Origin of the sequence: Corynebacterium sp. MSK297 (assembly GCF_030232885.1) — a bacterium.
In the GTDB taxonomy this organism is placed as follows: Bacteria; Actinomycetota; Actinomycetes; order Mycobacteriales; family Mycobacteriaceae; genus Corynebacterium.
Map to the genome: position 1 here is coordinate 21,724 of NZ_JASPGD010000006.1, position 26,256 is coordinate 47,979.

General features: G+C 57.2%; 26 protein-coding genes and 1 pseudogene. 9 read left to right on the top strand and 18 right to left on the bottom strand.

The window, feature by feature from the left end:
• Positions 1–66: 66 nt before the first annotated feature.
• Together QP888_RS07220 and QP888_RS07225 are read left to right on the top strand one after the other, a co-directional pair.
• Positions 67–1,416, top strand: a complete 1,350-nt coding sequence (locus QP888_RS07220; RefSeq protein ID WP_284812861.1) for a DEAD/DEAH box helicase — start codon at positions 67–69, stop codon at positions 1,414–1,416.
• The gene (locus QP888_RS07225) at positions 1,416–2,714 is read left to right on the top strand and encodes an Rv3212 family protein (protein WP_284812862.1); all 1,299 of its coding nucleotides are present in this window, start codon (positions 1,416–1,418) and stop codon (positions 2,712–2,714) included. The genes QP888_RS07220 and QP888_RS07225 overlap by 1 nt, the downstream gene beginning before the upstream one ends.
• Before the next feature lie 18 nt (positions 2,715–2,732).
• Here the strand turns inward: QP888_RS07225 and QP888_RS07230 are convergent, their stop codons facing one another.
• The gene (locus QP888_RS07230) at positions 2,733–3,182 is read right to left on the bottom strand and encodes a hypothetical protein (RefSeq protein ID WP_284812863.1); all 450 of its coding nucleotides are present in this window, start codon (positions 3,180–3,182) and stop codon (positions 2,733–2,735) included.
• 491 nt (positions 3,183–3,673) lie between these two features.
• Here QP888_RS07230 and QP888_RS07235 point away from each other — a divergent pair, with 491 nt between their 5' ends.
• Together QP888_RS07235 and QP888_RS11280 are read left to right on the top strand one after the other, a co-directional pair.
• Positions 3,674–3,934 carry a WhiB family transcriptional regulator gene (locus QP888_RS07235; protein WP_284812865.1) on the top strand — a complete coding sequence of 87 codons (261 nt, stop codon included), beginning with the start codon at positions 3,674–3,676 and terminating at the stop codon, positions 3,932–3,934.
• A 144-nt stretch (positions 3,935–4,078) separates the two neighbouring features.
• Positions 4,079–4,156 carry a 50S ribosomal protein bL37 gene (locus QP888_RS11280; protein ID WP_502869151.1) on the top strand — a complete coding sequence of 26 codons (78 nt, stop codon included), beginning with the start codon at positions 4,079–4,081 and terminating at the stop codon, positions 4,154–4,156.
• Positions 4,157–4,309: 153 nt separating this feature from the next.
• Here QP888_RS11280 and QP888_RS07240 read toward each other — a convergent pair whose 3' ends face one another.
• Together QP888_RS07240 and QP888_RS07245 are read right to left on the bottom strand one after the other, a co-directional pair.
• Positions 4,310–4,678: a hypothetical protein gene (locus QP888_RS07240; RefSeq protein WP_284812866.1), complete on the bottom strand. Its 369-nt coding sequence runs from the start codon at positions 4,676–4,678 to the stop codon at positions 4,310–4,312.
• The gene (locus QP888_RS07245; RefSeq protein WP_284812867.1) at positions 4,678–5,382 is read right to left on the bottom strand and encodes a sigma-70 family RNA polymerase sigma factor; all 705 of its coding nucleotides are present in this window, start codon (positions 5,380–5,382) and stop codon (positions 4,678–4,680) included. The genes QP888_RS07240 and QP888_RS07245 overlap by 1 nt, the downstream gene beginning before the upstream one ends.
• 73 nt (positions 5,383–5,455) lie before the next feature.
• Between QP888_RS07245 and aroA the strand changes: the two genes are divergently transcribed.
• Both aroA and rsgA read left to right on the top strand, forming a co-directional pair.
• Positions 5,456–6,790, top strand: coding sequence for a 3-phosphoshikimate 1-carboxyvinyltransferase (gene aroA, locus QP888_RS07250; RefSeq protein ID WP_284812868.1), 1,335 nt, complete (start codon positions 5,456–5,458; stop codon positions 6,788–6,790).
• A complete protein-coding gene (rsgA, locus tag QP888_RS07255) occupies positions 6,791–7,831 on the top strand; it encodes a ribosome small subunit-dependent GTPase A (RefSeq protein ID WP_284812869.1) in 1,041 nt (346 codons plus the stop codon).
• Between the two features lie 54 nt (positions 7,832–7,885).
• Here the strand turns inward: rsgA and QP888_RS07260 are convergent, their stop codons facing one another.
• Together QP888_RS07260 and QP888_RS07265 are read right to left on the bottom strand one after the other, a co-directional pair.
• Positions 7,886–8,392, bottom strand: coding sequence for a DUF6912 family protein (locus QP888_RS07260; protein WP_284812870.1), 507 nt, complete (start codon positions 8,390–8,392; stop codon positions 7,886–7,888).
• Between the two features lies 1 nt (position 8,393).
• The gene (locus QP888_RS07265; protein WP_018120997.1) at positions 8,394–8,804 is read right to left on the bottom strand and encodes an HAD family hydrolase; all 411 of its coding nucleotides are present in this window, start codon (positions 8,802–8,804) and stop codon (positions 8,394–8,396) included.
• Between the two features lie 164 nt (positions 8,805–8,968).
• On the opposite strand from QP888_RS07265, the gene QP888_RS07270 reads away from it, so the two are divergent.
• On the top strand, positions 8,969–9,424 hold the full coding sequence (locus tag QP888_RS07270; RefSeq protein ID WP_284812871.1) for a hypothetical protein: 456 nt from the start codon (positions 8,969–8,971) through the stop codon (positions 9,422–9,424).
• A gap of 43 nt (positions 9,425–9,467) precedes the next feature.
• On the opposite strand, the gene secA is transcribed toward QP888_RS07270, so the two are convergent.
• The 8 genes from secA to QP888_RS07310 form a co-directional block, all read right to left on the bottom strand.
• Positions 9,468–12,065: a preprotein translocase subunit SecA gene (gene secA / locus QP888_RS07275; protein ID WP_284812872.1), complete on the bottom strand. Its 2,598-nt coding sequence runs from the start codon at positions 12,063–12,065 to the stop codon at positions 9,468–9,470.
• A 172-nt stretch (positions 12,066–12,237) separates the two neighbouring features.
• Positions 12,238–12,915, bottom strand: coding sequence for a ribosome hibernation-promoting factor, HPF/YfiA family (hpf, locus tag QP888_RS07280; RefSeq protein WP_284812873.1), 678 nt, complete (start codon positions 12,913–12,915; stop codon positions 12,238–12,240).
• Between the two features lie 127 nt (positions 12,916–13,042).
• Complete coding sequence (locus tag QP888_RS07285) at positions 13,043–13,690, bottom strand: ComF family protein (protein ID WP_284812874.1); 648 nt, start codon at positions 13,688–13,690, stop codon at positions 13,043–13,045.
• A 27-nt stretch (positions 13,691–13,717) separates the two neighbouring features.
• The gene (lpqB, locus tag QP888_RS07290) at positions 13,718–15,517 is read right to left on the bottom strand and encodes an MtrAB system accessory lipoprotein LpqB (RefSeq protein ID WP_284812875.1); all 1,800 of its coding nucleotides are present in this window, start codon (positions 15,515–15,517) and stop codon (positions 13,718–13,720) included.
• Complete coding sequence (mtrB, locus tag QP888_RS07295) at positions 15,501–17,141, bottom strand: MtrAB system histidine kinase MtrB (protein ID WP_502869152.1); 1,641 nt, start codon at positions 17,139–17,141, stop codon at positions 15,501–15,503. Before mtrB ends, lpqB begins: the two co-directional genes overlap by 17 nt.
• A gap of 116 nt (positions 17,142–17,257) precedes the next feature.
• The gene (gene mtrA, locus QP888_RS07300) at positions 17,258–17,962 is read right to left on the bottom strand and encodes an MtrAB system response regulator MtrA (protein ID WP_284812877.1); all 705 of its coding nucleotides are present in this window, start codon (positions 17,960–17,962) and stop codon (positions 17,258–17,260) included.
• Positions 17,937–18,671, bottom strand: a complete 735-nt coding sequence (locus tag QP888_RS07305; RefSeq protein ID WP_284812878.1) for a dTMP kinase — start codon at positions 18,669–18,671, stop codon at positions 17,937–17,939. Before QP888_RS07305 ends, mtrA begins: the two co-directional genes overlap by 26 nt.
• The gene (locus QP888_RS07310; protein ID WP_284812879.1) at positions 18,668–19,018 is read right to left on the bottom strand and encodes a DUF4259 domain-containing protein; all 351 of its coding nucleotides are present in this window, start codon (positions 19,016–19,018) and stop codon (positions 18,668–18,670) included. The genes QP888_RS07305 and QP888_RS07310 overlap by 4 nt, the downstream gene beginning before the upstream one ends.
• A 191-nt stretch (positions 19,019–19,209) precedes the next feature.
• Here QP888_RS07310 and QP888_RS07315 point away from each other — a divergent pair, with 191 nt between their 5' ends.
• Positions 19,210–20,322: a hypothetical protein gene (locus QP888_RS07315; protein WP_284812881.1), complete on the top strand. Its 1,113-nt coding sequence runs from the start codon at positions 19,210–19,212 to the stop codon at positions 20,320–20,322.
• A gap of 66 nt (positions 20,323–20,388) precedes the next feature.
• Here the strand turns inward: QP888_RS07315 and manA are convergent, their stop codons facing one another.
• The 3 genes and pseudogenes from manA to QP888_RS07330 form a co-directional block, all read right to left on the bottom strand.
• Entirely contained in the window at positions 20,389–21,648 is a 1,260-nt protein-coding gene (gene manA, locus QP888_RS07320; RefSeq protein WP_284812882.1) for a mannose-6-phosphate isomerase, class I, read from the bottom strand.
• Between the two features lie 56 nt (positions 21,649–21,704).
• On the bottom strand, positions 21,705–23,099 hold the full coding sequence (locus QP888_RS07325; RefSeq protein ID WP_284812883.1) for a phosphomannomutase/phosphoglucomutase: 1,395 nt from the start codon (positions 23,097–23,099) through the stop codon (positions 21,705–21,707).
• 377 nt (positions 23,100–23,476) lie between these two features.
• A pseudogene (locus tag QP888_RS07330) lies at positions 23,477–23,911 on the bottom strand (DUF3499 domain-containing protein); the annotation flags it as partial.
• Between the two features lie 136 nt (positions 23,912–24,047).
• Here QP888_RS07330 and QP888_RS07335 point away from each other — a divergent pair.
• A complete protein-coding gene (locus tag QP888_RS07335) occupies positions 24,048–24,521 on the top strand; it encodes a metallopeptidase family protein (protein WP_284812884.1) in 474 nt (157 codons plus the stop codon).
• A 47-nt stretch (positions 24,522–24,568) separates the two neighbouring features.
• Here QP888_RS07335 and QP888_RS07340 read toward each other — a convergent pair whose 3' ends face one another.
• Positions 24,569–24,895, bottom strand: a complete 327-nt coding sequence (locus tag QP888_RS07340; RefSeq protein WP_502869146.1) for a WhiB family transcriptional regulator — start codon at positions 24,893–24,895, stop codon at positions 24,569–24,571.
• Positions 24,896–25,175: 280 nt separating this feature from the next.
• Positions 25,176–26,246, bottom strand: coding sequence for a mannose-1-phosphate guanylyltransferase (gene manB / locus QP888_RS07345; protein ID WP_284812885.1), 1,071 nt, complete (start codon positions 26,244–26,246; stop codon positions 25,176–25,178).
• Between the last annotated feature and the right edge of the window lie 10 nt (positions 26,247–26,256).

Genomic DNA, 26,256 nt, shown 5'->3' on the forward strand with positions numbered 1-26,256 from the left:
GTCACACCCATGCACGATCCACCACGTTGTATATCTATGTCGACCATTCCGCGTTAGTATTAAGGAGTGTCTTCCCGCAATACTTCCCCCCAGTCAACGACGCCCACGTTTGCAGAATTGGGCGTGGCTGCGGAAATCTGCGAGGCTCTTGCCGACGACGCCATCCACCACACTTTCGCGATCCAAGAACTTACCCTGCCACTGGCATTAGACGGCAAGGATCTCATCGGTCAGGCCCGTACCGGCATGGGAAAAACTCTTGGATTTGGGGTTCCGCTGCTGGATCGTGTCTTTGATGACGCGGATATTCCCGAACTCGACGGCACACCGCGTGCGTTGGTGATTGTGCCCACGCGTGAATTAGCAATCCAAGTCGGTGCTGATCTCACGCGCGCCGCGCGGCACACCCCGGTGCGCACACTCACGATTTACGGCGGCAGCTCCATCAACAATCAGATCAACCAGCTCGAGAACGGCGTCGACGTCGTCATCGGTACTCCTGGGCGTTTATTAGATCTTGCGCAGCGCGGGAACCTGATGCTGCAACACGTGGCTATCTGTGTGCTCGACGAGGCCGACGAGATGCTGGACCTAGGGTTTTTACCGGATATCGAGCGTATTTTCCACGTTCTCCAACCTACGCCCGCCCCAGAGTCCGCACCCCGCAACCGTGGTTTACAGACCATGTTGTTTTCGGCAACGATGCCCGGTGAAATCAAGGCGCTGACCCGGAAATTCCAGTACAAGCCTATCCATATTCACGCCGAGGACCCTACGGCAACCGCTACTCATACCAGCACCCGGCAAGTGGTTTTTCAGGCCCACCAGCTGGATAAGCTCGCCGTGGTCTCGCGGGTCTTGCAAAGCCCGAGCCGTGAACAAGCAGTGGTTTTTACCCGCACCAAGCGCTCCGCTGCCTTTTTAGCCCAGGATCTCGCAGACCTCGGCTTCGGTGTCGCTGCCGTCCACGGCGACCTCAAGCAGCCGCAACGGGAAAAGGCCTTGCACGCTTTGCGTTCCGGTGCTGTCGACGTGCTCATTGCCACTGATGTTGCCGCACGCGGTATCGATATCGATTCGATCACCCACGTCATCAACTATCACCTTCCCGACGATGCCATGACCTTCGTCCACCGTATCGGCCGGACTGGGCGTGCAGGTAAAACCGGCACGGCGGTGTCACTGGTCGGGCTAGAAGAAATCGGAAAATGGCGCGCCATTAATGATGAGCTTGCCCTAGGCCAGCCACAGCCTCCGGAGTGGTTTTCTACTTCATCAGAGCTTGCCGACGCCTTCGACCTGCCCGCAGGGATCAACAATAAAGTCGGCGCCCCCACAACAGTCATTGGGGTTGATCCGAAAAGACACCGCGACCAACCCCAGTCCAGTAAGCCACGACAAAGGGCACGCCGCTGATGGCGCCGCAGTCGACACGCCCATTGCGGCGCACACGCACTGACGTGATGATCATCGCGGCGTTAAGCATCATTTCGGTAATCGCGGTGCTGATTGTTTATGCGGGCGCATCAATCCGCAATAGTGAGGCAATTGTTGCTGAACACGCCTATGAGCCACCGGCGCCGCGTGAGACCATCCCGGAAGAATTTACCGAAGTTGCTCGCCTGCATTCTGCGCCACTACCGGGCGCTGCTCTGGAACCAGCGGTTGCTGCTGCGGCGGCACCGGTAATCGCCGCAGGGTTGGTCATTACCTATGATGAGCAGGATGGACATCACATTGTCCGTGCATACGCACCAGAAACTCTTGCCGACGATCACAAGCAGACCAGTTCAGCACCCGCCCCGTACTGGGAGTATTCCCGCGAGTATCCGTTGTGCAGCATCGCCGCTGCATGGGATTCTGTAGTGCTGACCTATCGCAACCCTGCAGGCTGCGGCGATGTCGTCGCGCTCGATGCAGCGACGGGCAACTACAACGCGACCCGATCTGCGGTGGCACCGGAAGAGGTTGCGCCGATTCGTTCCAATGACCGCGTGGGCACGGTCTCGCCTAAGCGCGTCGAGCTATGGCGTTCGGATCTGGTGCGCACGGTGGAATACGGCGCAGTCGAGGCTCCGCAGGAACCGGACAGCCAACCGTATGCGCAGTGCACTATTCATTCAGCGTTGACCCGCACCGAATTACTGGCAGTAGTCGAGCATTGCCCAGACGATACCGATCACAGCGTGTTGCGTCTGCAGCAAGCAACCCCGGAAGACTCGCGCATGCCAGAGATCGATTCCAGCATCGGGCTGGAACATCCCAATGCGCATGTGGTCGCAGTGGGGCAGGAAGCCGCGGCGGTCTATGTGCCTGGCGAGAAACCAGAACTCATAGCTTTTCATAGCGACGGCACGCGCACCAGCCAGCGTCACGTCAAACCGGCTGCCCCCATACAGGATTTTTCCGCCGCAGCAACCGCTGATCTTCCGCACCACATGACCTGGTTCGACGGGCACCGTCTCTACTTCTTTACGCCAAATGACCTGACGGTCGAGCATATTATTGACCCAGCTCTGGGTACCGGAGTTGCTGTAGATGGCAAAGCGTTAGTGCCTACTGAGTTCGGAATTAGCGTGGTTAATTGGAATACCGGCGAGATTGAGCGCACCATCCCGCTGGATCGCGGTGGTTATGACGGACCGGTATCGCTCGCTGTGGCAGGTGAGCATCTCGTCGAAAAGCGTGGCACCGAGCTCATGGTTCTGAAATAACGCATGCCACCTGCACGGTTAGCCCCGGGATTGGTGATGCAGCTCCATCCACGAATTCGATTGCGGGTGGAAGATCATCATCAGTGCAATCAATGCCGAGGCGAGAATAAAGATGCCGAAAAACACAGCTCCACCGGACATCATCTGAAACGACGATGCCGCAAGGATCACCTGCAATAAAACGATGGGCCCGCGTCCCCAGCGTTTACCGCGGTATTGTGAGACCGCTGCGGCGACGATGGTGCCAAAAATGATGAAGATGAATCCAGCTGTGCCGGCGCCGATCCAATTCGCGGAGGCAGCATCGGATACTACGCTGTCGTTTTCCGCGTTAATGATTCTGCGCCAAATCAACACGGCAGCGAAAATTAGCGCGATCGCGGACTGTACCACCGCAATCACCGACGCAAACTTGATGGTTGCGGGTGGCTGCAGTGGTGCTTCTGGCTTTTCCGACGATGATTTCACGCCCCGTATTCTACAGTTTCGCTGCGCGAGCGACACTATGATTTGACGAAATAATATTGGCAATACTTTTCACACATATCACATTGTCACTGCTCATCGTCGACAAGAATGCTGTGGGAAGGCTGAATATTAGCAATTCACACCATCATTTTGCGGTTAAATATTCGCCAGCAATACATGATTTAACTCACTATTTACTCGCGAGCCCTAGCATTCATCTTTTATTCATGTCATTATTCGTTCATAGCGACAACCCAGGCCGCTAACCCGGCACAACCCCGGACGATGCCCAGCGCATCACAACAGATAGTTGCGCACAAAACGCAGCTTCCGGGCACATAAGCGCGCACGGCACCAGCCCGAGTGCGATCCGAGCCGGTAGCACCGCAGAGGTCTTCCTGACACAGGTTTTCCTCAACAGGTCTTCCTCACTGAGAATTCTCACGGATTCCCATTCGTTTCCCCGACTGCAACCACAAGGAGTACACAAAATGCCTGATTGGCGCCACGAAGCAATCTGCCGCAACGAAGATCCAGAACTGTTTTTCCCAGTTGGCAATTCCGGCCCAGCACTGACCCAGGTGGCAAAGGCGAAACTGGTGTGCAACCGCTGCCCTGTCACCAATGACTGCCTGCAGTGGGCCCTGGAAACTGGTCAGGACGCCGGCGTCTGGGGCGGCATGTCGGAAGAAGAACGCCGCGCGCTCAAGCGTAAGCGCAACCGTGGACGCCGCGCCCGCGTCAGCGCTTAAGATCCATTGCTTAAGATCCACTGCCGCCTGGAGTCCACAGCCTAAGAACCTTCGGCAAAGCAACTACCTATTGGTCTACCCTATGCGCAGGATTGGCTAGTATAGTGTGGGCAGCCCGTTCCTAATGAATAAGGAGTGATCACAATGAGCAAGCGTGGTCGTAAGCGTAAAGACCGCCGCAAGAAAGGCGCTAACCACGGTAAGCGTCCAGGCGCTGGCTAACAACCTAGCGCTCTAGCTGCCAGTATCCCGCTCGGCCTTAGTGTTGTACCGGGCTTAGAGCCGCTGGAGCGCTGACACAAAAGAAGAAGGCATCACCCTGCACCTCGCGGGTGATGCCTTCTTTTATTGCTTGACCGCCGAAAGCTCCGGATCCTAATACCTGCGCCGGCTGGTGCGCACCGTCGTCTGCTCCGTGCGAATTGAGACGATAATCCGCTCCCGGAGGCTGCGCGGCGCAGTATCGCCCGGACCTTCGTTAACCGCGGAACAACAGCGATTAAGCAACGCGCGGAACCGCTCTTCTTGTTCCAGCCGCTTATAACATAGCTCGCACGAGGCAAGTTCCGCCCGAGCGTCCTGCAGCTCGGCGGAGTTCAGCGCATCATTTTCCGCACCGTCGATCAGCAGCCCCACGAGATAATTAACTCGCTCCGGGCTGCACCCGCAGGGAGCATAAGTTTCCACACCATAGCTGTCTGCATCGTGATTGTCTGCACGTTCATGCGCATTCCATCGTTGCATCAGCGCTCACCTTCTTTGCTGTTCGCTGCTTTATCAGCCGATTCTTGCACTGCTGCTTGCGCCGCGGCAATGCCGTGATCGGCGGCCACTTCCTTTAACGCTTCGCGCAGCTTTTTTCTTCCACGATTAAGCCGACTCATCACCGTTCCCAACGGAATATCCAGTACCTCGGCGATTTCTTTGTACGCCAGGCCCACCACATCGGAGTAGTACACCACGCGCCGGTAATCTTCGGACAGATCATTTAGAGCCGCGACAATCGTGGCATCGGGCATCGCAGCGAGTGCTTCGACTTCCGCAGAAACCAACCCGGCAGAATCGTGCCCAGAACTGGTGTATAGCTGGCCGTCGGTCAACTCATCAGCGCTGGTTTGTTGCGGCTGGCGCTGCTTTTTGCGGTAGCTGTTGATATAGGTATTGGTCATGATCCGGTACAGCCAGGCCTTCAGGTTGGTTCCCGGGGTGAACTTCGCAAAATTCTGGAAACCCTTGAGGTAGGTTTCTTGCACCAGATCCTCAGCATCTTGCGGGTTGCGCGTCATTTTCAGCGCCCCGCCATACAGCTGATCCAACAATGGCAGTGCAAGTTCTTCAAAACCGGTGTTTGCCGATGCGGTGGCGCTTGCCGACGATTGCTGGCTGGTGTGCTCGGCTGTCGTCACCGACGCACCGGCTGCCGGTTCGTCGTAAAGCTCCGCTCTCATCCACGTATCCTTTCCGGCTCTGTTTTTTTTCGCGCTGTCTATTATCTTCGGGCTGTCTATTATCATGGCGCTTATGAGCAATTTCTGGGCTGCCCCGTATGCCACGCACCCGGTTTCGCATGTGCAAGCGATTCCAGGGTCAAAATCTTTGAGCAATCGCGCCTTGGTACTTGCTAGTTTAGCTGATCGTCCCTCGACGATTCTTCGGCCATTGCACTCGCGCGATACCCAGCTGATGGCACAGGCTCTGCGCGCGATGGGCGTGGGTGTCACTGAATCGCCGGAAGCCATCACAGTGGAGCCAGCCCCGCTGCAGCCCGCCACCATCGATTGTGGTCTGGCCGGAACCGTCATGCGTTTTTTACCACCACTGGCAGCGCTTGCCGAAGGCACGGTGGACGTCGATGGCGATGAACAGGCCCGGGCCCGCCCGATGGGCCCACTGTTGGATGGTCTGCGAGCCCTCGGCATTGAGGTGGAGGGCGAGCACTTGCCGTTTCGCATCATCGGTGCCGGAACCCCGACCGGTGGCATCATCGAGATTGATGCTTCTGCTTCCTCCCAGTTTGTTTCTGGTTTGTTGCTCTCGGCGGCTCGTTATACCGAGGGGGTGACGGTGCGTCACGTCGGTGATTCGTTGCCGTCCATGCCGCATATCACCATGACCGTGGAGATGCTGCGTGCTGCCGGGGTACGCGTGGATGTTTCCAAGAACCAGTGGCGCGTCCACCCAGGCCCGATCCAGGGTGGCACGTGGAATATCGAACCCGACCTGTCCAATGCGACGCCATTTTTGGCCGCCGCTGCGGTAACCGGTGGAACCGTGACCATTCCACAATGGCCGTCCACCACCACCCAGCCTGGTGACCAGATCCGGCCGATCTTGCAAGCAATGGGCTGTCAGGTGGAATTTGTGAGCGCCCAGCACCCACATGGGGAGACTACTGTTGCGCAGCAGGACACAGGAGTGCAGGCTGCAGCGGAACATGCTGCAGCTGGCGAGTTGCGCGTGACTGGTCCTGCCGACGGTCAGCTGCGCGGTATCGACTTGGATATGGGAGATATCGGCGAGCTGGCCCCCACTGTGGCCGCACTGGCAGCGCTGGCCAGCTCCCCATCGAAGCTGTACGGCATCGCCCACCTGCGTGGTCATGAGACCGACCGGCTAGCCGCCTTAGCCACCGAGATCAACCGCGTGGGTGGCGATTGTAAAGAACGTGCCGACGGCTTGCTCATCCGTCCGGCACAGCTGCATGGCGGCCAATGGCATTCTTATCACGACCACCGTATGGCCACCGCGGGCGCGATCATCGGCCTGCGGGTCCCTGGCATCGAGGTGGAAAATATCGACACTACGTCAAAAACACTTCCGGGTTTCGCCCAGATGTGGGAAGAGATGGTGTCGTAGATGGCCAGCCGTGATTGGGACGAATCCGATGTGAAGACCCGCCCTGGGAAAGGTTCGAAGCCGCGAACAAAAAACCGCCCGAGCCACAAAGACGCGGTGTTCGGAATGGTCATTGGCAAAGACCGCGGCCGCTGGACCGTGGCCTTGGACGATGGCCCAGATGTCGTGTGCATGCGCGCCCGTGAGCTCGGCCGCACCCCGATTGAAGTGGGTGATCGCGTCGGCGTGGTCGGTGATACATCCGGGAAAAAAGATACCCTGGCGCGCATCGTGAAGCTCGCCGAGCGTAGTTCTGTGCTGCGGCGCACCGCGGATGATACGGACCCCTATGAGCGCATCGTGGTCGCGAACGCAGAACAGATGCTGATCGTCACGGCAGTGGCTGATCCCCCGCCGCGCACCGGGTTTGTGGAGCGCGCGCTCATCGCGGCTTTCGTCGGTAATATCACACCGATTTTGTGTTTGACCAAAACGGATCTGGCAGATCCCAGCGAGTTTGCCGCACAATTTGCCGATTTGGATATCACGGTGGTGTGCGCAGGTACTTCCGACGGGCTCGATGGGGTCTCGCAGCTGGTGGCAGGACACCGCACAGCGCTCATTGGTCACTCGGGTGTCGGCAAGTCCACCCTGGTTAATCGCTTGGTTCCGGATGCAGACCGGGCGACCGGCGAAGTATCTGCCATTGGACGCGGCCGCCATACCTCGACGCAATCAGTGGCATTGCGGCTGCCAGATGCGCTTGCCGACGAGCACGCGGCTGAAAAGCCAGCGGGCTGGTTGATTGATACCCCTGGCATCCGTTCATTTGGTTTGGCGCACGTGGACGCCGATACCGTGTTAAAGGTTTTCGATGATCTCGATGAGATCACCGAGGAATGTCCGCGTGGGTGCTCACATAGTGGCCCGCCCGCGGATCCAGAGTGTGCGCTCGACGAGCTCGATGAGAATGATCCCAGCCTTGCCGCCACCCGCAACCGGCGGGACGCCATGCGTCGCCTGCTGGAGGCGTTGCGCAGCAACGTCGACTGGGAAAACTAAGCGCCCAGGGTGCCCGGGGTTAAGATCCCCGGCAAAAATCCCCCGGACGAAAAACTAGTTGCTCAGCTGTACTAAGGCATTGAGCTCGTTAGCGTCGTAATAAGCCATCAGGTTGTCTTGTGCATCGCCGACGGCAAGCTCAGCATCTTCGTCGCCCAGATCAGCTGCATCGATCATTTCGATGGCTTTGGCGGTGGCTTCTTCGGCATCTGCCACATCCATGTGAATAGCGGCGAAATCCCGCACGTCAATCACGGCTGGATCTAGTTTGACCACCGGCTCGCCCATCTCTGGGTCCGGTGTGCACGACGCATCCGGCACATCGGCGGAGATCACCACCCTGCGGTGCGGCAGTTCAGAATCGCCGACGGTGAGCAACCGCAGCGAGGCTTCCGCCGCAGAATCGAAGGCCACCATGGCGATTTCTTCTTCCTCACCAGAATCAAAAAAATCGCGCAATGCGTCGGTCACCGCGAAGGCCCAGCCGCCTTGGGCTGGGAATTCGCCGTCCTCGGCGCATTGTTTGAGCAAACTGAACGTCGCGGGCAGGTAAATCCGCATTTTAGAATTCTCCGTCAATATCAAAAATGGCTTGCACTTCCACCCCGGAGCGGTCGAACTGGGTATACAGCACGCCCACCATGCCGTAGCCGACGGAAGCGCGCACATTATCAATGCCGTCGTCGACCATGACGCAGTCATTCAATGGCAAGTCCATGGCGGCAGCCGCGTGTTGGAACGCGCCCATCTCTGGTTTTTCCATACCAATTTCCCCGGAAAGCAGCACGGCATCGACAATGCCGCGGTATTCCCATTCCCGGATCGATTCTGCCTCCGGCCCACCGGGGTGGTTCGACAAAATCGCGGTGGCAACACCGTTGGAGCGGGCTGCGCCTAATAGGTTGCGCCAGCGACGCTGGTCTTCTTCGGAACCGTCTAATACTCCCGTATAGTCCAGGATTAGTCCACGCATATATTTTCTTCCTTTTGCCCGATTTTTTCGTTCTACTTGCCCTACGCACTACCCTAGTTTTCGGGCAGGTATGGCATTTTTCTCCATACTTCCACACAGGCCGCATTCGGCCAGGCACACTGGACACAATACCTGTTTCAGTAGTATTCCGGGGGAGGGATTTCATGCTCGCTGCAATACCGGGTTATGCGCACCTGCGTGTGTATATTCCAGACGAGCCCGACCGTAGTCCAGATACCAGTGAGACCGATATCGATGTTTTGCACCAGTTTGCACCGTTGCTGCAAATAGCGTTGGAAGTGTTAAGCGGGTTGCGTCCTGAGCACCAGATTCGTACCAAGCGCTTCGGCCCTGCGGTGCGCATTCATATCGGCGCGCAACAACGCAGGACCCGCGCCGAACACAATAAGGGATTATCCGGCAAGGGACTGTCTGGCAAGGGGGTGTCCGGCCCAGTGGCGGTGAAATCACTGCACAGCCGACCGTCGTCAACGCAGCCGAATAGCTGGGAACTGTTCGGCACTGCACTCATTGGGCCCACGAACGCCCGATCTCGCTACGGCTTCACCGCGGTGTGCGGGAACGAACAATTAGTGAGCTTGCGGGTGCTGGCTGCTTAACCAGTCCGACACCCGTCGGCTGAGCCCGGCACCCCGCCGGGTTCTAGCCACCCATCACGCTGTTGGTTGCACCGCCACCACCGGCGGATTGAATAGGCGTGCCGGGATCAGTGTGCTGTTCGTCCTGCTGAGCAAAGCGCTTGCGCAGCAGGAACAATTGGCGCACGGTTTCTTCCTTAATGCCTTCGTTCATGGCATTAAACATGTCGCCGCCTTCTTTCTGGTATTCCACCAGTGGATCACGCTGAGCCATGGCACGCAAGCCAATCCCCTCTTTGAGATAGTCCATCTCGTAGAGGTGCTCACGCCATTTCTGGTCGATGACCGGCAAGATGACCATGCGCTCGGTGTTGCGCATTTGCTCATCGCCGCCGATTTCGGTGACGGCTTTTTCTAGCTCATCGTATTCCTTCTGCGCATCGGCGATCACGGCGTCGCGGAGCTGGTCTGCACTGAGCTCGCCCTTGGAGCCGTATTCGGTGCCGTCGACCAGCTCCTGCCAGCTAATCGTCGGCTCATAGAGACTATTCAGGGCGTTCCAGAGCTCGTCGAGGTCCCAGTCTTCGACATAGCCGACGGCCGTAGCACCGTTAACGTAAGCGCCGATGGTGTCATCGATCATTTTGCGCACGTGAGCGGAAATATCCTGTGAGGTCAGGATCTCATGACGGGTCTGGTAGACGACCTTGCGCTGCTCGTTGAGCACCTCGTCGTACTTCAGCACGTTTTTGCGCATTTCGAAGTTCTGGTTTTCTACCATCGCCTGCGCGCCCTTGATGGAGTTCGAGACCATCTTCGCCTCAATCGGAACGTCGTCGGGGACGTTGAGGCGGTTCATCATGTTTTCCATGGACTGACCGACGAAACGCACCATCAGCTCATCGCGCATGGACAGGTAGAACCGAGTTTCACCAGGGTCGCCCTGGCGGCCGGAACGACCACGCAGCTGGTTATCAATACGGCGGGATTCGTGGCGCTCGGTACCCAGAACGTACAAGCCACCGGATTCACGGACCTTGTCGCCGCGGCGTTTGCTTTTCGCCTTTTCGTCTTCGATCTCGTTGTCCCAGGCCTCCTGGTAGGCCTCTTCGTCGTCAAAAGGATCCAGGCCGCGCTGACGCAAACGCATGTCGAGGATGACCTCGGGGTTACCGCCCAGCACGATGTCGGTACCACGGCCAGCCATGTTCGTCGCGACGGTCACGTTACCCGGCAGCCCTGCACGCGCAATAATATTGCCTTCTTCTTCGTGGTACTTCGCATTCAGGACGTTGTGCTCGATATCCTTGCGCTTGAGCAGCTGTGACAAATATTCAGAGCGCTCCACCGAGGTAGTACCCACCAGGACGGGTTGGCCGGCAGAAACGTGTTCGGCGATGTCTTCCACGACCGCAGAGAACTTCGCTTCCTGCGTTTTGTAGATGCGGTCGGAGTGGTCCACACGCTGGTTTGGTTTGTTCGTCGGGATCGGAACTACGTCCAGCTTATAAATCGAGTTCAGCTCGGCGGCTTCGGTCTCTGCGGTACCGGTCATACCGGAAATCTTGTCGTACAAACGGAAGTAGTTCTGCAGCGTGACCGTCGCTAAGGTCTGGTTTTCGTTTTTGATCTCGACTTTTTCTTTTGCCTCGATCGCCTGGTGCATGCCTTCACTGAAACGACGACCAGCCAAGACACGGCCGGTGAAGCCGTCGACGATCATGACTTCGCCTTCGCGGACAATGTAGTCCTTGTCGCGCACGAATAGCTCTTTGGCCTTCAGCGCGTTATTCAAAAACGACACCAACTGCGCGTGCTCTGGAGCGTAGAGGTTGTCGATACCCAGCTGGTCTTCGACGTATGCGACGCCGTCTTCACTGATACCGATGGTGCGCTTGCGGTGATCGACTTCGTAGTGTTTGCCTTCGCGCATGCGTGGTGCCAGCTGGGCGAACACGGAATAGTACTGCGAGCTGCCGTCAACGGGACCGGAAATGATCAACGGGGTACGAGCTTCGTCGATAAGAATCGAGTCCACCTCGTCGACAATGCAGAAGTTGTGCCCGCGCTGCACGGCATCTTTCAACTGGCGCACCATGTTGTCGCGCAAGTAATCGAAACCAAGCTCGTTGTTGGTGCCGTAGGTGATGTCCGCAGCATAGGCTTCGCGGCGTTCTTCAGGGCGCATCTCTGACAGGATCACGCCAACTTCCAGGCCCAACCAGCGGTGCACACGGCCCATCATTTCGGCGTCACGTTTTGCCAGGTAGTCATTGACCGTGACGACGTGGACGCCCTTGCCTTCCAATGCGTTGAGGTAGGCCGGGAGTACGGAAGTCAGGGTTTTACCTTCACCGGTGCGCATTTCGGCAACGTTGCCGAAATGCAGGGCGGCGGCGCCCATGATCTGCACCAGGAAGTGCTTCTGGTCCAACACACGCCAGGAGGCTTCGCGGGCCACCGCGAATGCTTCCAGCATGATGTCGTTGAGATCTTCGCCGTCGGCCAGTCGCTTCCGGAATTCGCCCGTTTTGTCCTTCAGTGCCTCGTCAGACAGTGCGGCATACTCGTCTTCGAGGGCCATGACGTCCTGGGCGATTTTCTTCAGGCGTTTGACGGTCTTGCCTTCACCAGCCCGGAGAAGCTTAGAAAGTCCAAACACAGGTGTGCCATCCTTTAAAATCACGAATAGTTTTTGCTCTGAGCTATTCTACGCGCGCAACAACAAAAAATTGCCCTAGGCCGATGTTAATGAGCAACACACTGGGGATTCATCGGCCTGGGCGGGCAAGGTAGCTGACGATGCGCCAGCCATTAATACGCTGTGGTAGCGATTAGCTCTCGTCGCCCTCGGTCAGAGAGATCAAGCCGTAGTCAAAGGCGTGACGACGGTAGACTACCGACGGTCGGTTGTTTTCGGCGTTGATGAACAGGTAGAAATCGTGCCCTACCAGCTCCATTTCGGATAGAGCATCGTCGACGCTCATTGGAACAGCGGCGTGCTCCTTCTCGCGAACAACCTGGCCTGGCTCAATATCCTCGACGGAATCAGCATATGGATCAATATCGTACTTCGAGTGCTGAGCCTGTTCTTTAGCCTCAGCTTTCGCCGCTGCAACCATCTCAGCTGCTAGTTCACCGGTACCTTTTGGTGCGCGGTGGCCGGACTTAGCGGCTTCACGACGGACCTTTACCTTACGCAGGCTACGGGACATCTTCTGAATAGCGGTTTCCAGAGCCGCGTAGAAGGAATCTTCCTTGGCCTCAGCGCGCAGCAGGTGCCCCTTGCCCGTGGCGGTGATCTGAATGCGGGAGCCCTGCTCCTCACGACGAGGGTTCTGCTCTTGCTTCAGCTCCACATGGAAGAACGTCAGCGTTGGGTCTAGCTTTTCGATGCGGGATAGTTTTGCGTTAACGCGCTCCGCGAAGTGCTCCGGCACCTCAACATTGCGGCCAGTGATGGTGACCTGAGCCTCTGGGGCTTGAGCGTCGTTGTTTACGTCGAAAGTCATAACTGTAATCTTTCCCTTTCATCTCGGTTGCTCTACTTTTATTGTATCAACCGCGAACTAGTTTGACCTGGGTTTCGACTGGGAATTAGCGCTTAATTGGAAAATGTTTTCAGCGCTTTTCCCACCTTTACGCAGCCGCCAAAACCACACATCCAGCAACGTCCGCACCATCGAACGTGAGCATGTCGACGGTCGCGGCCAGTGTTGCCCCGGTGGCTATCACGTCATCTACTACCACCACCTCGGCCCCGCGTGGTACTGGGCGCACCAGCTGAATATTACCGCGGACGTTGTGCAACCTGTCGTCACGGTTGAGCCCAGACTGATCCGGCATCGCGGGCGCCAGACGCACTGCTTGCCACGTCGGAAAGCCGCTAGCTGTGCATAACTGGGTGATTGGGTCACCACCACGCAGTCTCGCAGAGCGAGCTCGTGTAGGTGCCGGAACTAGCACTAACCGATGCGAGAATTCGCCGCGTGCTTGCAAGGTTTCCAATGCCGCCCGTAAAACCGCAGCAATGTGTGGACGGATTGCACGGTTATTGCGTTCTTTCATTTCTAAGATGACTTCACGGTGCGGGCCGCCATAACCGCCACAGCTATACACCGGTGCAAGGACATCGGCGCGCGGGGTGATACGCCGCGGAGGCTGGGCCAATATCATGCGGCAATTCCGACACAGCAGCTGGCCGGGTGCACCACACCCAGCGCACGCGCGCGGCAAGACCAATTCAATAAAACCGGCACGACCAGCGCGACGACGAAACTTCACCATGATCCCCCCCCCATTATTGTCAGCCAGCTAGTTTGCCACCACAGGAACCGAACGCTGCCCCTGCAAACCAGGCACTTCGCGCCAGAACGATGTCTCACTGCCACTGGCTGGAAGCTGCAGTGTCGCGTGCGCATCAGTGATATACAACGATGAACCAGAAGCCGCCACGGCCACCACCGGTGCGGTCACATTGCCCGACGGCAACGACGACACCGCGGAGCCATCCTGCTCCACACGCCACACCGGCGTATCAGCCGCAGACGTACCCACCAACACTGAACCATCCGGCTGCCAATCCAAACTCAACGCTGTACCACCGATCTCGGTGGCCATCTCATGCACATTCACGATCTTGCGCTCACCAGTCGTGGTGTGTTGCACAACGCCGGTATACACATGGCCGTCAATAATCATCGCCGCTGTTGCGCCACTATTGGACAATCGCAACACAGAAATCTCGCCATCGATCTCATCCAGTGCAGAAGTATCAACCTTATCGGTGGATAGCTCACCGGAAGTCGTCGAACGGACCACACGCACAACCTGCTTATCCTGTGTAGCCACCCACACCGCGCCACCCCCATGTTCCAGTGTTGGGCGGGTGATGAATTCGCTGGACAACGCCTCTTCCAATGTTCCATCCAGCTCGCCAACAAACAACTGGGATTCTCCCCCACCAGCAGATTGCGCCGTACCAGCACCACGCGAACGCACCACCGCAACCGTGCCATCAACGCCAATATCCGCGGCACTGACATCTGTCAGCTCACCAGCATCGTCGTCAAGCGGCACCCGCTGATCAGAAGCGACCCGCACCAAAGAACCATTCGCCAACGCATACAACGGACTCACGCCATCCGACGAAGCCTTCGGGTTCAGCCCAGCAAAATCATCGGTGGAAAGCGTTTCTAAACCATCACGGACCGGAACATCATCGATCAATACCGAATACGGACCCGGCACCGAAGCAGTCGCCAACGTCCACACCAGCTGTGCGGCAAACTGCATGCGCTGCTCAGTGCTCATCGAGGACATCCCAGAGAACTTATAGGTACCCTCATCAATGCCCAAAAACGTGGCATCCTCCGGCACATAATCCTTCGTCGCGGGAGACAAACGTGACGACGGCCCTGCAACCAGCATCGTCGCCAATGACGCACCCAACGACTCTTGCTGTGAATACAACCACCGTCGGTCAGACACCAAGACGCTGCCAGTCGAATCGAAGAAATACAGCGACTGCGGCTGGTACTGGTTTCGCAATTCATTGCGCTCAATCACGACGCCGGACGGCAAGGACGAAATCCGCCACTGATTATCAACCAGTTCCATTTCCACGCTGGTCTCATACAAACCATCTTCGGGCAGGTATTTTCCACCATCGCCTAGCTTGCCGATGACGGTACCACGCACATTAAACTTCCGCTTCGCAGAATCCGACGGCCCCGACGCGGTATTGAATTCGATGCGGTCGACGATCAGCATATCATCGTGGTGCGGCTGCCAATTGCTCTTCGCATTATCGGTGAGATACCGCTTCGCTGCACGATAGTCACCGTCTGGGCTTGCCGACGCGCGGTAAAAATCACGCAGCAACAAATCCGGTTCTTGCCCGTCAGTCGGCCCGATATTCATGTCATCATCCGGGTTTGCCGAATCCTCAAATGGGCGCAACGCCTGCGGGGCAGTATCACGCGGCAAGGAACTACACGCCGCCACAAACCCCAGGCTGCCAGCCATGAGTACCGCGAGGCTGCCGCTGCGCACAACATACAGGCCTCGCTTGCCGAAAAATCTCCGCATACACTGCTTATTCTGCATCATCATGGTCATCCTCAGCCCCTGCGCCGGTAGCTTTCTCAGCCCTTGCGCCGGGTGCTACTACATCCGGTTGCCCGCCAGTGGGTTCGGTTTCCGCTAAATCCGAAAAATCTGGAGCGACCATCAGCTCCAACGGAGCCGGATCTACCTCACCGCGCGGGGTCCGTGGCAGCACCAGGCGGAAAGTCGCGCCCACGCCTAATTCGCCAACGGCATCCAATATCCCGCCGTGCAACTGCGCATCCTCGCGGGCAATCGCCAATCCCAAACCGGTGCCACCAGAATGCCGCTTACGCGAAACATCCGCACGCCAGAAGCGGTTGAACACCAGATCTTCCTGGCCGTCTTTGAGCCCCACGCCTTGATCGGCCACCAGCACCGCAATCGCGTGCTCATTCGACCCGGCAATCACCCGGATTGGATTGCCTTCCGAGTGGTCAATCGCATTAGCTAGCAAATTACGCAAAATCCGCTCGATCCGACGAGAATCACCGGCGATGGTCAAAGCGTCGTCAAGACCAAAAAAGCGGACCTTGACATCTAATTTATCCGCCAAATGCTCCACCTGGTTCCACGCAGCATCCAAGCTGGATCGCACATCAATCTGGGTTTCAGACAAATCAGCCACCCCGGCATCGTGCCGCGAAATCTCCAACAGATCACCCAACAAGTCTTCGAACTTATCGAGCTCGCGCGTCATCAGCTCGGTCGCACGACGAGTGTGCGGGGCCAGTGAATCTGCATCAGAAGCGATCATATCCGCGGCCATGCGCACCGTTGTCAAGGGTGTGCGCAGTTCGTGCGAAACATCCGAAGTGAACTGGCGCTGCAAATCACCGTATTCTTCCAGCTGGTTAATCTGGCGCACCAGCTTATCGGCCATGTCATTAAACGACATCGCTAACCGCGCCATCTCGTCCTCGCCCTCGACGACCATGCGTTCGCGCAAATGCCCGCCCGCCAAGCGTTGCGCAGTACGGGACGCAGAGCGAATCGGCACAATCACCTGTTGGGTGGCCAACCAAGCAATCCCCACCAACAGCACCAGCACGACTACACCCGCAGTAGACAACAGGCCGCGCAGCAACGCCATGGTGGATGCTTCTGATTCCATCGACAGCGCCAGATACACCTGGGCGCCCGGAATATCGGATTGCGTCGGTGAACCAATCAGCAGCGCGTCATAGACCGTGCCGTCAGCACGCTCCACCGGGGTGAACTGATAAGAAACGTGCCCCTCAGAGACATACCTGCGCAGTTCCGCGGGCACACGGAACCCCTCCGGAGCCGTCGTCAAAGAGTCATCGCCGTTATCGACAACGATGATGGCGTCATAGATGGCAGATGCATCACTAGATTCGCTACTGGAATGGGAAATAGATGCGCGCGCCGAGGTGATACGCACCTGCACACTATTAGCTGAACCGGTGGCGTTAATTTGCTGTTCGACGGCAAAACGAGCGCGGTCAATTTCCTGGCTGGCGACATCGAGCTTCTGATCCACCAGACGCTGGGTGATCACCGAGATCAACGCGAAAGCCAGCACCAGCATTACCACGAGTGAAGACACGAAGATCGAGACGATCAAACGCACCTGCAACGACGAACGCCAGTACTCCAGCATGCTCATGCGCAGGTGACGCAGGCGGTTTTTCGAACCACCAGGACGAGCAGAACCAGCAACCTTGTTCTTGCTTACTGAATCACTGGACGTAGACGCGGCGGGCTTTTTCACACTCCTCCCGCCTAAGCTGCAGGCTTCTTGCCTGTTTTATAGCCCACTCCGCGCACTGTGAGCACGATCTGCGGGTCTTCCGGGTCTTTTTCAATCTTCGCGCGCAGCCGCTGCACATGCACATTCACCAAACGAGTATCCGAGGCGTGCTTATAGCCCCACACCTTCTCCAGCAACGATTCCCGAGTGTGCACTTGCCCTGGCTTGCGCGACATTTCCAGTAGCAAATCAAACTCCAGTGGGGTCAACGCGATCTCTTCGCCATTGCGCGTCACGGTGTGCTCGCTGGTATCAATGTGCAGGTCACCGATGACGATGCTTTCAGCAGAATCCGCGGCGTCGTCATGCGAAGCCACCGACGGGCGGAGGCGGGCACGGATGCGCGCGATCAGTTCCTTGTGTTTGAAAGGCTTCGTGATGTAGTCGTCGGCGCCCGATTCCAGCCCCAAAACGACGTCAACGGTATCGGTTTTCGCGGTCAGCATGACGATTGGCACCGGTGATTCTGTGCGGATAGCGCGGCAAATATCCACGCCGTTCATGCCTGGCAGCATCAAATCCAGCAAAATCAAATCCGGTTCATGCTCATGAAACGCCGGGACTGCCTCATTGCCGTCCGTCACCGCAATGGGATGAAAACCTTCGGATTCCAGCACGATAGTCAACATCTCGGAAATCGCTGGGTCATCATCAACTACCAGAATGGTTGCTGCCATCGTCGTATTCATCCTCCGGGGGTGGTGTTGCGGGAACGCTACGGTGGGCTAAATCAGCCCGGCGCGTGTGGATCGTTGCCATTATCTTATCGATGTCATCGCTGACTAGCCATTGACTAACCCAATTCGACGACGCGAGTTGGTGATAAGCAGCATTCGTGTTGGTTTGTAGATCGCTGTCGCGTTCGTAGTGATCCCGCTGCCGGGTGGCATCTGCCTCCGAGCGCGATTGTGCGCGAGCAACAGCCACGTCGACGGGAACATCCAACAGGATCTGCAAATCTGGCTTCGGCAGCCCTAAGCGCCCAAATTCGAGTTCAGCGACCCAATCCGTCACAGCCTGTTCCCCGGTCCGCGCCCAGCTATAGGCGGCACTCGAGGCCACATAGCGGTCCAAGATCAGCACGGCATCGCTGTGGCTTGTGTTGTCGGCAGCGCCGGCATGGTTATCGGCATGATACTGCCACAACTTGTCCCTGCTCGCAGCCCGGTCCAAAGCAAAAAGCGTGGCCATGGCATAAGGAGAATCGCTGAGATCCCCCATCCTGCCGTAGAGCGCCTCGCGTGCCAGCTGGGCGTGAATGGAGTTGTCGTAGTCCGGAAATGCCAACACCTCAACAGCGATGCCTTGTTGACGAAGCATCTTCATCAACGCAGTAACCGCGGTGTTTTTACCCGCACCATCGATACCTTCGATGGCAACAATCATGACAAGGCTTCCAAGAACGGATCGAGGTCGTAGTCGCCGTCGACGCCATCGAGTAGCTCGGCGGCTGTTTCCGTGAGCTGTTCATCGGTTGTGCCCGACAGCTCACGGATAAACGGGTACTCGGCAACGGCATCGCCTGCCGAAAACGGAGCTCCCGCCCAAATAGCCGCGATAGTCGCTGCGACCAAGCCGTGGTGGGCTTCTACCTCGTTGGTGTCGTTACCTGCTGCGAGCAAGCATGCATCACGAACCGATTCGATGATGTCGTCGTCGTCAAGATCGACGAGCTCATCGAGAAAATCCTGGCTATTGTCGTCGGTGAAAATAGCTTCATCCCAAGATGTCATGGAGTACTCCTGTCTCAATCTGCAGCAACTGGTCTAGTTTGACACACGCAGCAGCACAACCGACACGTCAGCTCCTCATATATAAGTTGTCTCACAATAGCGCGGATTCGACGTCACCCTCTTTCTACTTTGAGATAAAGCTGTTATGGTTTGTTATCAAGTTGCAATCAACGCGAAAGGGCGCGCGTCCCATGAGCCAACAAACCCGCCGGGCAATCGCTTTTATCGGTGGCGGCTGTCTTCTTGCGGGCGCAATTGGCTTCGGAGTCTGGCAGGTTTCAGACCCGGCAAACTTCTCCAATGCCTCGCAGGTGTACGAAGCAGGCCATACTCAGACCGAAACCGCCACCATCACAGAAACCACCAGTGCTTCGGAAAGTTCTGCCCGTGCTAGTACATCAACACGCGACACTGCCGGGCAGAACGCGAACGAAAATAGCGCTGTCACGCAGGAAAATTCACGGCAGCAAAATACGCGGCATCGCTCCGCTCCACATTCGCTTGCCGACGCCCACGGGTTGCCCACCACCCCGCGCGAATCCCAGAGTTCCCGCCGCACACAGATTGATGCGGCAGACCCATTCCTTCCACCGCATGCGGTGATCCAGGCAGATCCCAAACCAGTCGAACCTACGGTGGTCTACCGCCCGCGGGGCTTTGAGGATCCACAGCCACAACAGCAAGGCAGCCAGCGCGGTGCTAGAAACCAAGAACCGAACGATTCCCTAGTGATCGCCGAACCGGCACCGGAAACGGATCGCCACAGCGACACGAGTGCCGACGGCGCTGGCCCCGGCGCTACTGCATCTGACGGTACTGGCCCAAATACCGCCAACGAGGGTGCCGCCAGAAACAGTGCTTCCGGGCAGGCCCGTATCCAGCAAGCGCCGGTAGAAGTACCACAGGCGATCCAGGATCTCACAACACTGGATCCGAAGCCTTTGCTCAATGAGACATTAGATCGCGCAGGTTTGCAGCCTGGTGCCGGAAAACCAGCGCAAGCAGGGCAACCCAGCGATGCAGGCGAGCCCAACGATACTTCGACGCAGGACCAACAGGTCCAGCGGTTCCACCAGAACGAGCACGCACCAGAAGCCGAAGCAGGAACTGCAGCAGAGACAGGCCAAACAGCGAACGCGCCTACTAGTGCCGAATTGCACGACGCGCTTGCCCGCGGCACCGCAGCAGCGAATGAGGCAGCCACAACAGTACGCGAAGCCGTCGACGAGTTCGTCGGCACTGACTCCACCGACGTTGGCTCTACGGCACTCAGCAGCTCGAGTTCTGCATTCAGGGCTCGATAGCGGGGCAGGCCCGTAGCTGCTTGCTAGTGACAGATGCTGCGGAGAAGTTGCTTGGGGGTTCTGCTTCTAGGTCCGAGCGATAAAAAGTTCAGCGCTGGTTTCTGTTTCTTCGCTTGCTTCTACGCCTGTTTCCCTGCCAACCACGGCAAACTCCGCTTCTGCAGCACCCGCTGGTAACCAGACTGCTTCAGTAGGCCGAATGATGTGCTCCTCACAGCGCACCGCACCCCGGGTAACCAAGACGATGGCAGGCCCATCATGTCCGCATCGCAACGTCGGTTGCTCACGGGTTAATTCGACACGCTCCAGCACAAATTCATCCGAATGCGCAGGATAACGCAACCGACCATCAGCGCTGCTGTATGGTTCCACGATCGGATCCGACACGCTAGAAAAATCCAGCACCTTCAACAGCTCTGGCACGTCAACGTGTTTTTCAGTGAGCCCGCCGCGCAGCACATTATCGGAATTTGCCATGATCTCCACGCCCATTCCTTCCAAATAGGCATGGAGCTGACCAGACTTCAGGCATATCGCTTGCCCCGGTTCCAACGTGACATGGTGCAGCAATAATGCACTCAGTACGCCGATATCCCCCGGGTAGCGGCGCTGTAAATCCACCACGGTACGCAGACTATCGAGAATCCATCCGGCGACAGCCCCACAGGCGGAATCATCGGCAAGAATTGTGCTGGCCTCATCGACGACGGCACGGATCAAGTCCTCGCGGACATCGTCGGCAAGCGTTACCCAACGACGAAACAACGCGTGCAGTTGTTCGGATTCACCGGCAGAACTCGCGCTGGATACAACCTCGATATAGGGTGCTAGCTCGGGACAATCGAGTACCGCGAACAACTCCTGCGTACGCGCAATGGGGCGAAAGCCAGCCAGGGCCCGGAACCGCGTCAATGCCACAATAAGCTCAGGCTTGTGGTTGGGGTCTTTGTAATTGCGCTGTGGATCATCCAAGGCCAGCCCCGCCGCGTTTTCCCGTGCAAAACCAGCTTCGGCTTCAGCCCGAGTCGGGTGTGCCTGCAAAGACAATGGCTCGTCCGCAGCCAAAAGTTTCAGCATAAACGGCAACCGGCCACCGGTGTGGTGGTGCACGAACGCACCCAAATGATGGTGCGGATCAGCGGCGATATACTTATCCAAACTGATCAGCGTGTCATCGGACGCGACGACATGCGCAGGCCCAGCCGTATGCGCACCAAACCAGAGCTCGGCGATGTGATCACCGGTCGCTGGCTGGCCGGCTAGCTCAGGAAGCAACGTGGTTGAGCCCCAGGGGTAGCGGCGAATCGCCGGTCGGAGTGGCTGCATAGATCGAAAACAATCCTTCTAGTGCGGGGTGTTTACTGCGGTCTGCGAAACTGCGGTTAGGACACCAGCGCCGAGATTTCGTCGACAAGCTCGGAGACTTGTTCCGGAGTTTCTGCTTCCACGTTCAAGCGCAACAATGGCTCGGTGTTGGACGCGCGCAGGTTAAACCACGCGGTGCTTGCTTGCAGGTTTACTGTCATTCCGTCTAATTCGTCGATATCTGCAGCTCGGTCGACAAAAGTCTGGCGCACTTTTTCGCGGGCAGCGGATTGCTCAGCAACCCGAAAGTTGATCTCGCCCGAGGCGGCATAATGCTGGTAGGAAGCCATAAGCTCTGACAGGCTGCCGTCGTACGAGGCGAGGGCCGCAAGCATGTGGAGCGCGGCAAGCATGCCGGAATCCGCGTTGAAAAACTCGCTGAAGTAATAATGGGCGGAATGTTCACCACCGAAAACAGCGTTATGCTTCGCCATTTCCGCTTTGATAAACGAGTGCCCGACCTTCGTGCGCACCGCGGTGCCGCCGGATTTTTCGACGAGCTCCGGCACCATCTTGGAGGTGATCAGGTTGTGGATGATCGTCGCACCCGGATAACGCTGGAGCATACGCTCGGCAATCAATGCACAAATGGCGGACGGCGACACCGGCTGGCCCTTTTCATCCACCAAGAACACGCGGTCAGCATCGCCATCGAAGGCTAGTCCGACATCAGCGCCCTGTTCTACGGTAAAGCGCTGCAAATCCACCAGGTTCTTCGGATCCAGCGGGTTGGCCTCGTGGTTCGGGAACGTGCCATCCAGCTCGAAATACAACGGACGAATCTCGATGGGCAGGTCCGCAAAAACCGCAGGCACTGTGTGCCCGGCCATTCCATTAGCGGCATCCACGGCAACCACTAGTGGGCGCGCGGCAGACAACGGCACCAATTCATTAAGGTACTGCGCATAGTCGGCTAAAATTTCGTGCCGGTCGACGGTACCGTGACTGGATTCCGGCGCCGCGGCCGAACAAGCGCTGCCGCCATCGTCGGCAAGATTTGCCAGGTAATCGGTGATAACTCCCAGGCCGGTATCCTGCCCCACCGGCTTGGCTCCGGCGCGACAGAGCTTGATTCCGTTATATGAAGCCGGGTTATGCGAAGCCGTGAACATCGCACCCGCGCAATCCAGCTGCCCTGCGGCAAAGTACAGCTCATCGGTAGAAACCAGCCCCAAAGCGGTGACATTCACACCTGATTCTGCAACCCCTTCTGCAAAGGCTGCAGCTAACTCCGGAGACGACGGGCGCATATCGTGGCCGACAGCGACACGAGTTTCGGTGCCGTGGTTTTTTAGGAAATCTGCAAATGCGCGACCGACGTTGCGGACGAAATCCGTGGTGATCTCGGATTCCACCAGACCGCGAATATCATAGGCCTTGATTACAGAGTTGAGGAATTGCGCAGAATACATAATCGCCATTCTAACGGTCACGTGCCCGGAGGTTCCGATGAGTACGCACACAAAAAATGTTCCCATGGGGTATTAGCAGGAACTTACCGGGCAGCTAGCAGCTTTTAGGTTGGCTCAACTAATCCAGTTTAGTCGCGGCGTTCATCCGGCCATAACGATTCAAAATCGGTTGCCGAGGTATGACGCAACTCCTCCAGCATGGAATCAACCGGATCAGCATCTCGTTCTATATCGCCTTCTCCAGCATGTTCGTCGCCACCATGATCGTCGCCGCTATCTTGTGCGCCGCCAGTTTCGTGCTTATCGGCATTGGTCTGTGGGCCGATCGCGTGACGGCTGCCATTAACACTGACAGAATCTTGTACAGGCTTGTCGGCATCGGCGTCATCAGGCACTACCTGCAAGTGTGCGCGACGCTGCTGCTTTTCCTCCACCACGCGCGGAACGCGGTGCACCGGGTGGTTGGAACGCTCTGGATCTGCCGCGTCTGCGAAAGCGGACGTATGCGCTACGGGGCTGGCATCGGGGTCGTCGACAAGACCACTGGTTACGCGACCATTTTCGCGCACCGCAGCCGCGAGAGCAATCAAATCGTCTTCGTCATCAATATCGACATCACCGACACGAACAATCTCCCACCCGACCGGAGCAGTGATTTTTTCGGAGTGCTTCTGGCACAAGTCCCAACTATGCGGGTCCGGCTGGTTAGTCAACGGGCCCACCACCGCGGTCGATTCGGCATACGCATACGTCAAGGTTGCGAGCGCAGGCTGACCACAGCCGGGACGGGAGCAGCGACGAATTTGATTCACGCCACCAAGTTTAAAGATTGGCTCCAGGTTTGCCAATTGTGGTCAGGGAGTACTCCCGGCAGCATCCTTTCGATTGAGCGGATGAAACCGGCGTGGCGCAACGACGAAATTTGCCGTTCAGTTCTAAGCTGATGCCATGACTGAAAGTGCGCGGTTATCTCCACGAACCGACCGCCATGGGCGCGGCCTGCGTAGTGTGCTATTACCACAGCAAACCCCGCGATTTCGTTCCCGCAGCCAACAATTCGACATGGCTGCACTGGATGCTTTTAGCTCCATACACGCATCCTTCGCCCCGCAATTGGAGGCATTAGACCTCGCCGTCGATACCGTGCCGCGCATGAATGTGGGCTCGGATTTAGCTCTTGTCGACGACGAAATTTTCAGCGACGGACCAGTCCCACTGGGTCGCGTATTACAGCCCGGGATAGATGCACAAGGCCAACCGACACGCGCCCGGATTGTGTTGTTCCGGAAACCCATCGAGCAACGAGCCACCAACAGCGAACAACGCAGGCAGTTATTACAAGAAATTCTGACAGTTTTGGTAGCTACGTACCTTAACCTGGATCCGCGTGATGTGGATGCGCGTTATCCGTGGGAAGATTAACCACACCTCGAGGCCGGCCCTTCACGGGTACGCGGAACACTCAGGTGTTAGCCGATATCGCGCTTCAAGCGGCGACGCTCACGGTCAGATAGGCCACCCCAGATACCGAAGCGTTCATCGTGCTCTAAAGCGAACTCCAAGCACTCATCACGCACCGGGCAGGCCTGACAAATACGCTTGGCCTCTCGGGTAGAGCCACCTTTTTCCGGGAAAAATGCTTCCGGATCCGTCTGCGCGCACAGCGCCTGGTCTTGCCATTCTTGTTCTACCGCACCAAAGAGCTCTTCGATCGATAGAGCTGCCGCGCCGCCACGGAGAATGGCGTTTTTAGCCATATCGTCCACGCCGTGTCCTTTCTCCGTAGTTTCGTTCATATACTTCCAAAGATTAGACAATGAGACACTAAATATCGTCAACCCAGAATCCACCATCAGAACAGAAACCAGCAGAAAACCCCTGCAAAAGACCTCACCAGTCACAGCAGCAACAAAACCGCGACAATGGGGGTATCTAGCAGGGGTACTATATATAGAGCCTGATCGGTTCCGGAAAACTAATCGGCAGGTAGGCGTTCATTCGTCACACAGAAGCGGAGCTTCTCGTCATGCATCGGCGTGTCGCTACCTAAGCATTCAGAAAAACATCGGAAGCATTCTAAGCATCAGAACTGAACCGGACACCAGTATCCGGAATGTCGACACCTGGCCACACACGCATACCTGGCGCGAGTTCACACCGCGCCCCGATCTGGGCACCTTCACCGATAACGCATCCGTCGATAATCGCGTTTGCACCGATATGCGCACCGTCAGCAATGATCGAATTCCGGATGCGCGCACCAGGCTCGATGGTGGCACCAGCAAAAATCACCGAAGAATCGATACGGCAGCCACCACCAATCTCAGCACCGCGGCCTACCGTGGTTCCGCCCAACAACAGCACTCCCCCGGCGACGCCGGCAGCGGGGTCCACCAGTGCTTCACCGGTGCGCCCCTCCAGCAGCGGAGAGCCAACAATTCCACGCACCAAATCGGAAGAACCTTGCACAAAGTCATCGGGGCGTCCCATATCGCGCCAATACGCAGCATCGACGTGCCCCACCACGCTGCGTCCTTCGTCGAGCAGCCGCGGGAATGTCTCACGTTCTACAGAGACGTTACGCCCAGCGGGAATAGAGGCAATCAAATCTTTTTTGAACACGTAACAACCGGCGTTGATTTGGTCCGTCGGCGGGTCTTCGGTCTTTTCCATAAACGCAGTGACCTGCCCATTGGCATCCGTCGGCACACAGCCAAAAGCGCGCGGATCAGATACACGCACCAAATGCATGGTCAGATCTGCATCTTTTTCTTCGTGGGTACGCAAAATTCCACGCAGGTCAGTTGCGGCTAGCACATCACCGTTGAACACCATGGCGTTGTTGCCGCGAATTTTCTCATACACGTTGCGAATACCACCGCCAGTACCTAAGGCTTCTTCCTCAACGACGTACTCAATCTCCAAGCCCATGTCAGAGCCATCACCAAAATATTCCTCGAACACCTCAGCGCGAAACGACGTCGACAAAATGACATGGTCAATTCCCGCAGCCTTAATGCGGGCCAATAAGTGCTGCAAAAAGGGATATCCAGCAGTGGGCAGCATCGGCTTCGGCGTATTGATGGTCAGCGGACGCAAGCGAGTTCCTCGCCCACCAACCAGAATCACGGCGTCGGTATTGCTCATGGAGCAAAAT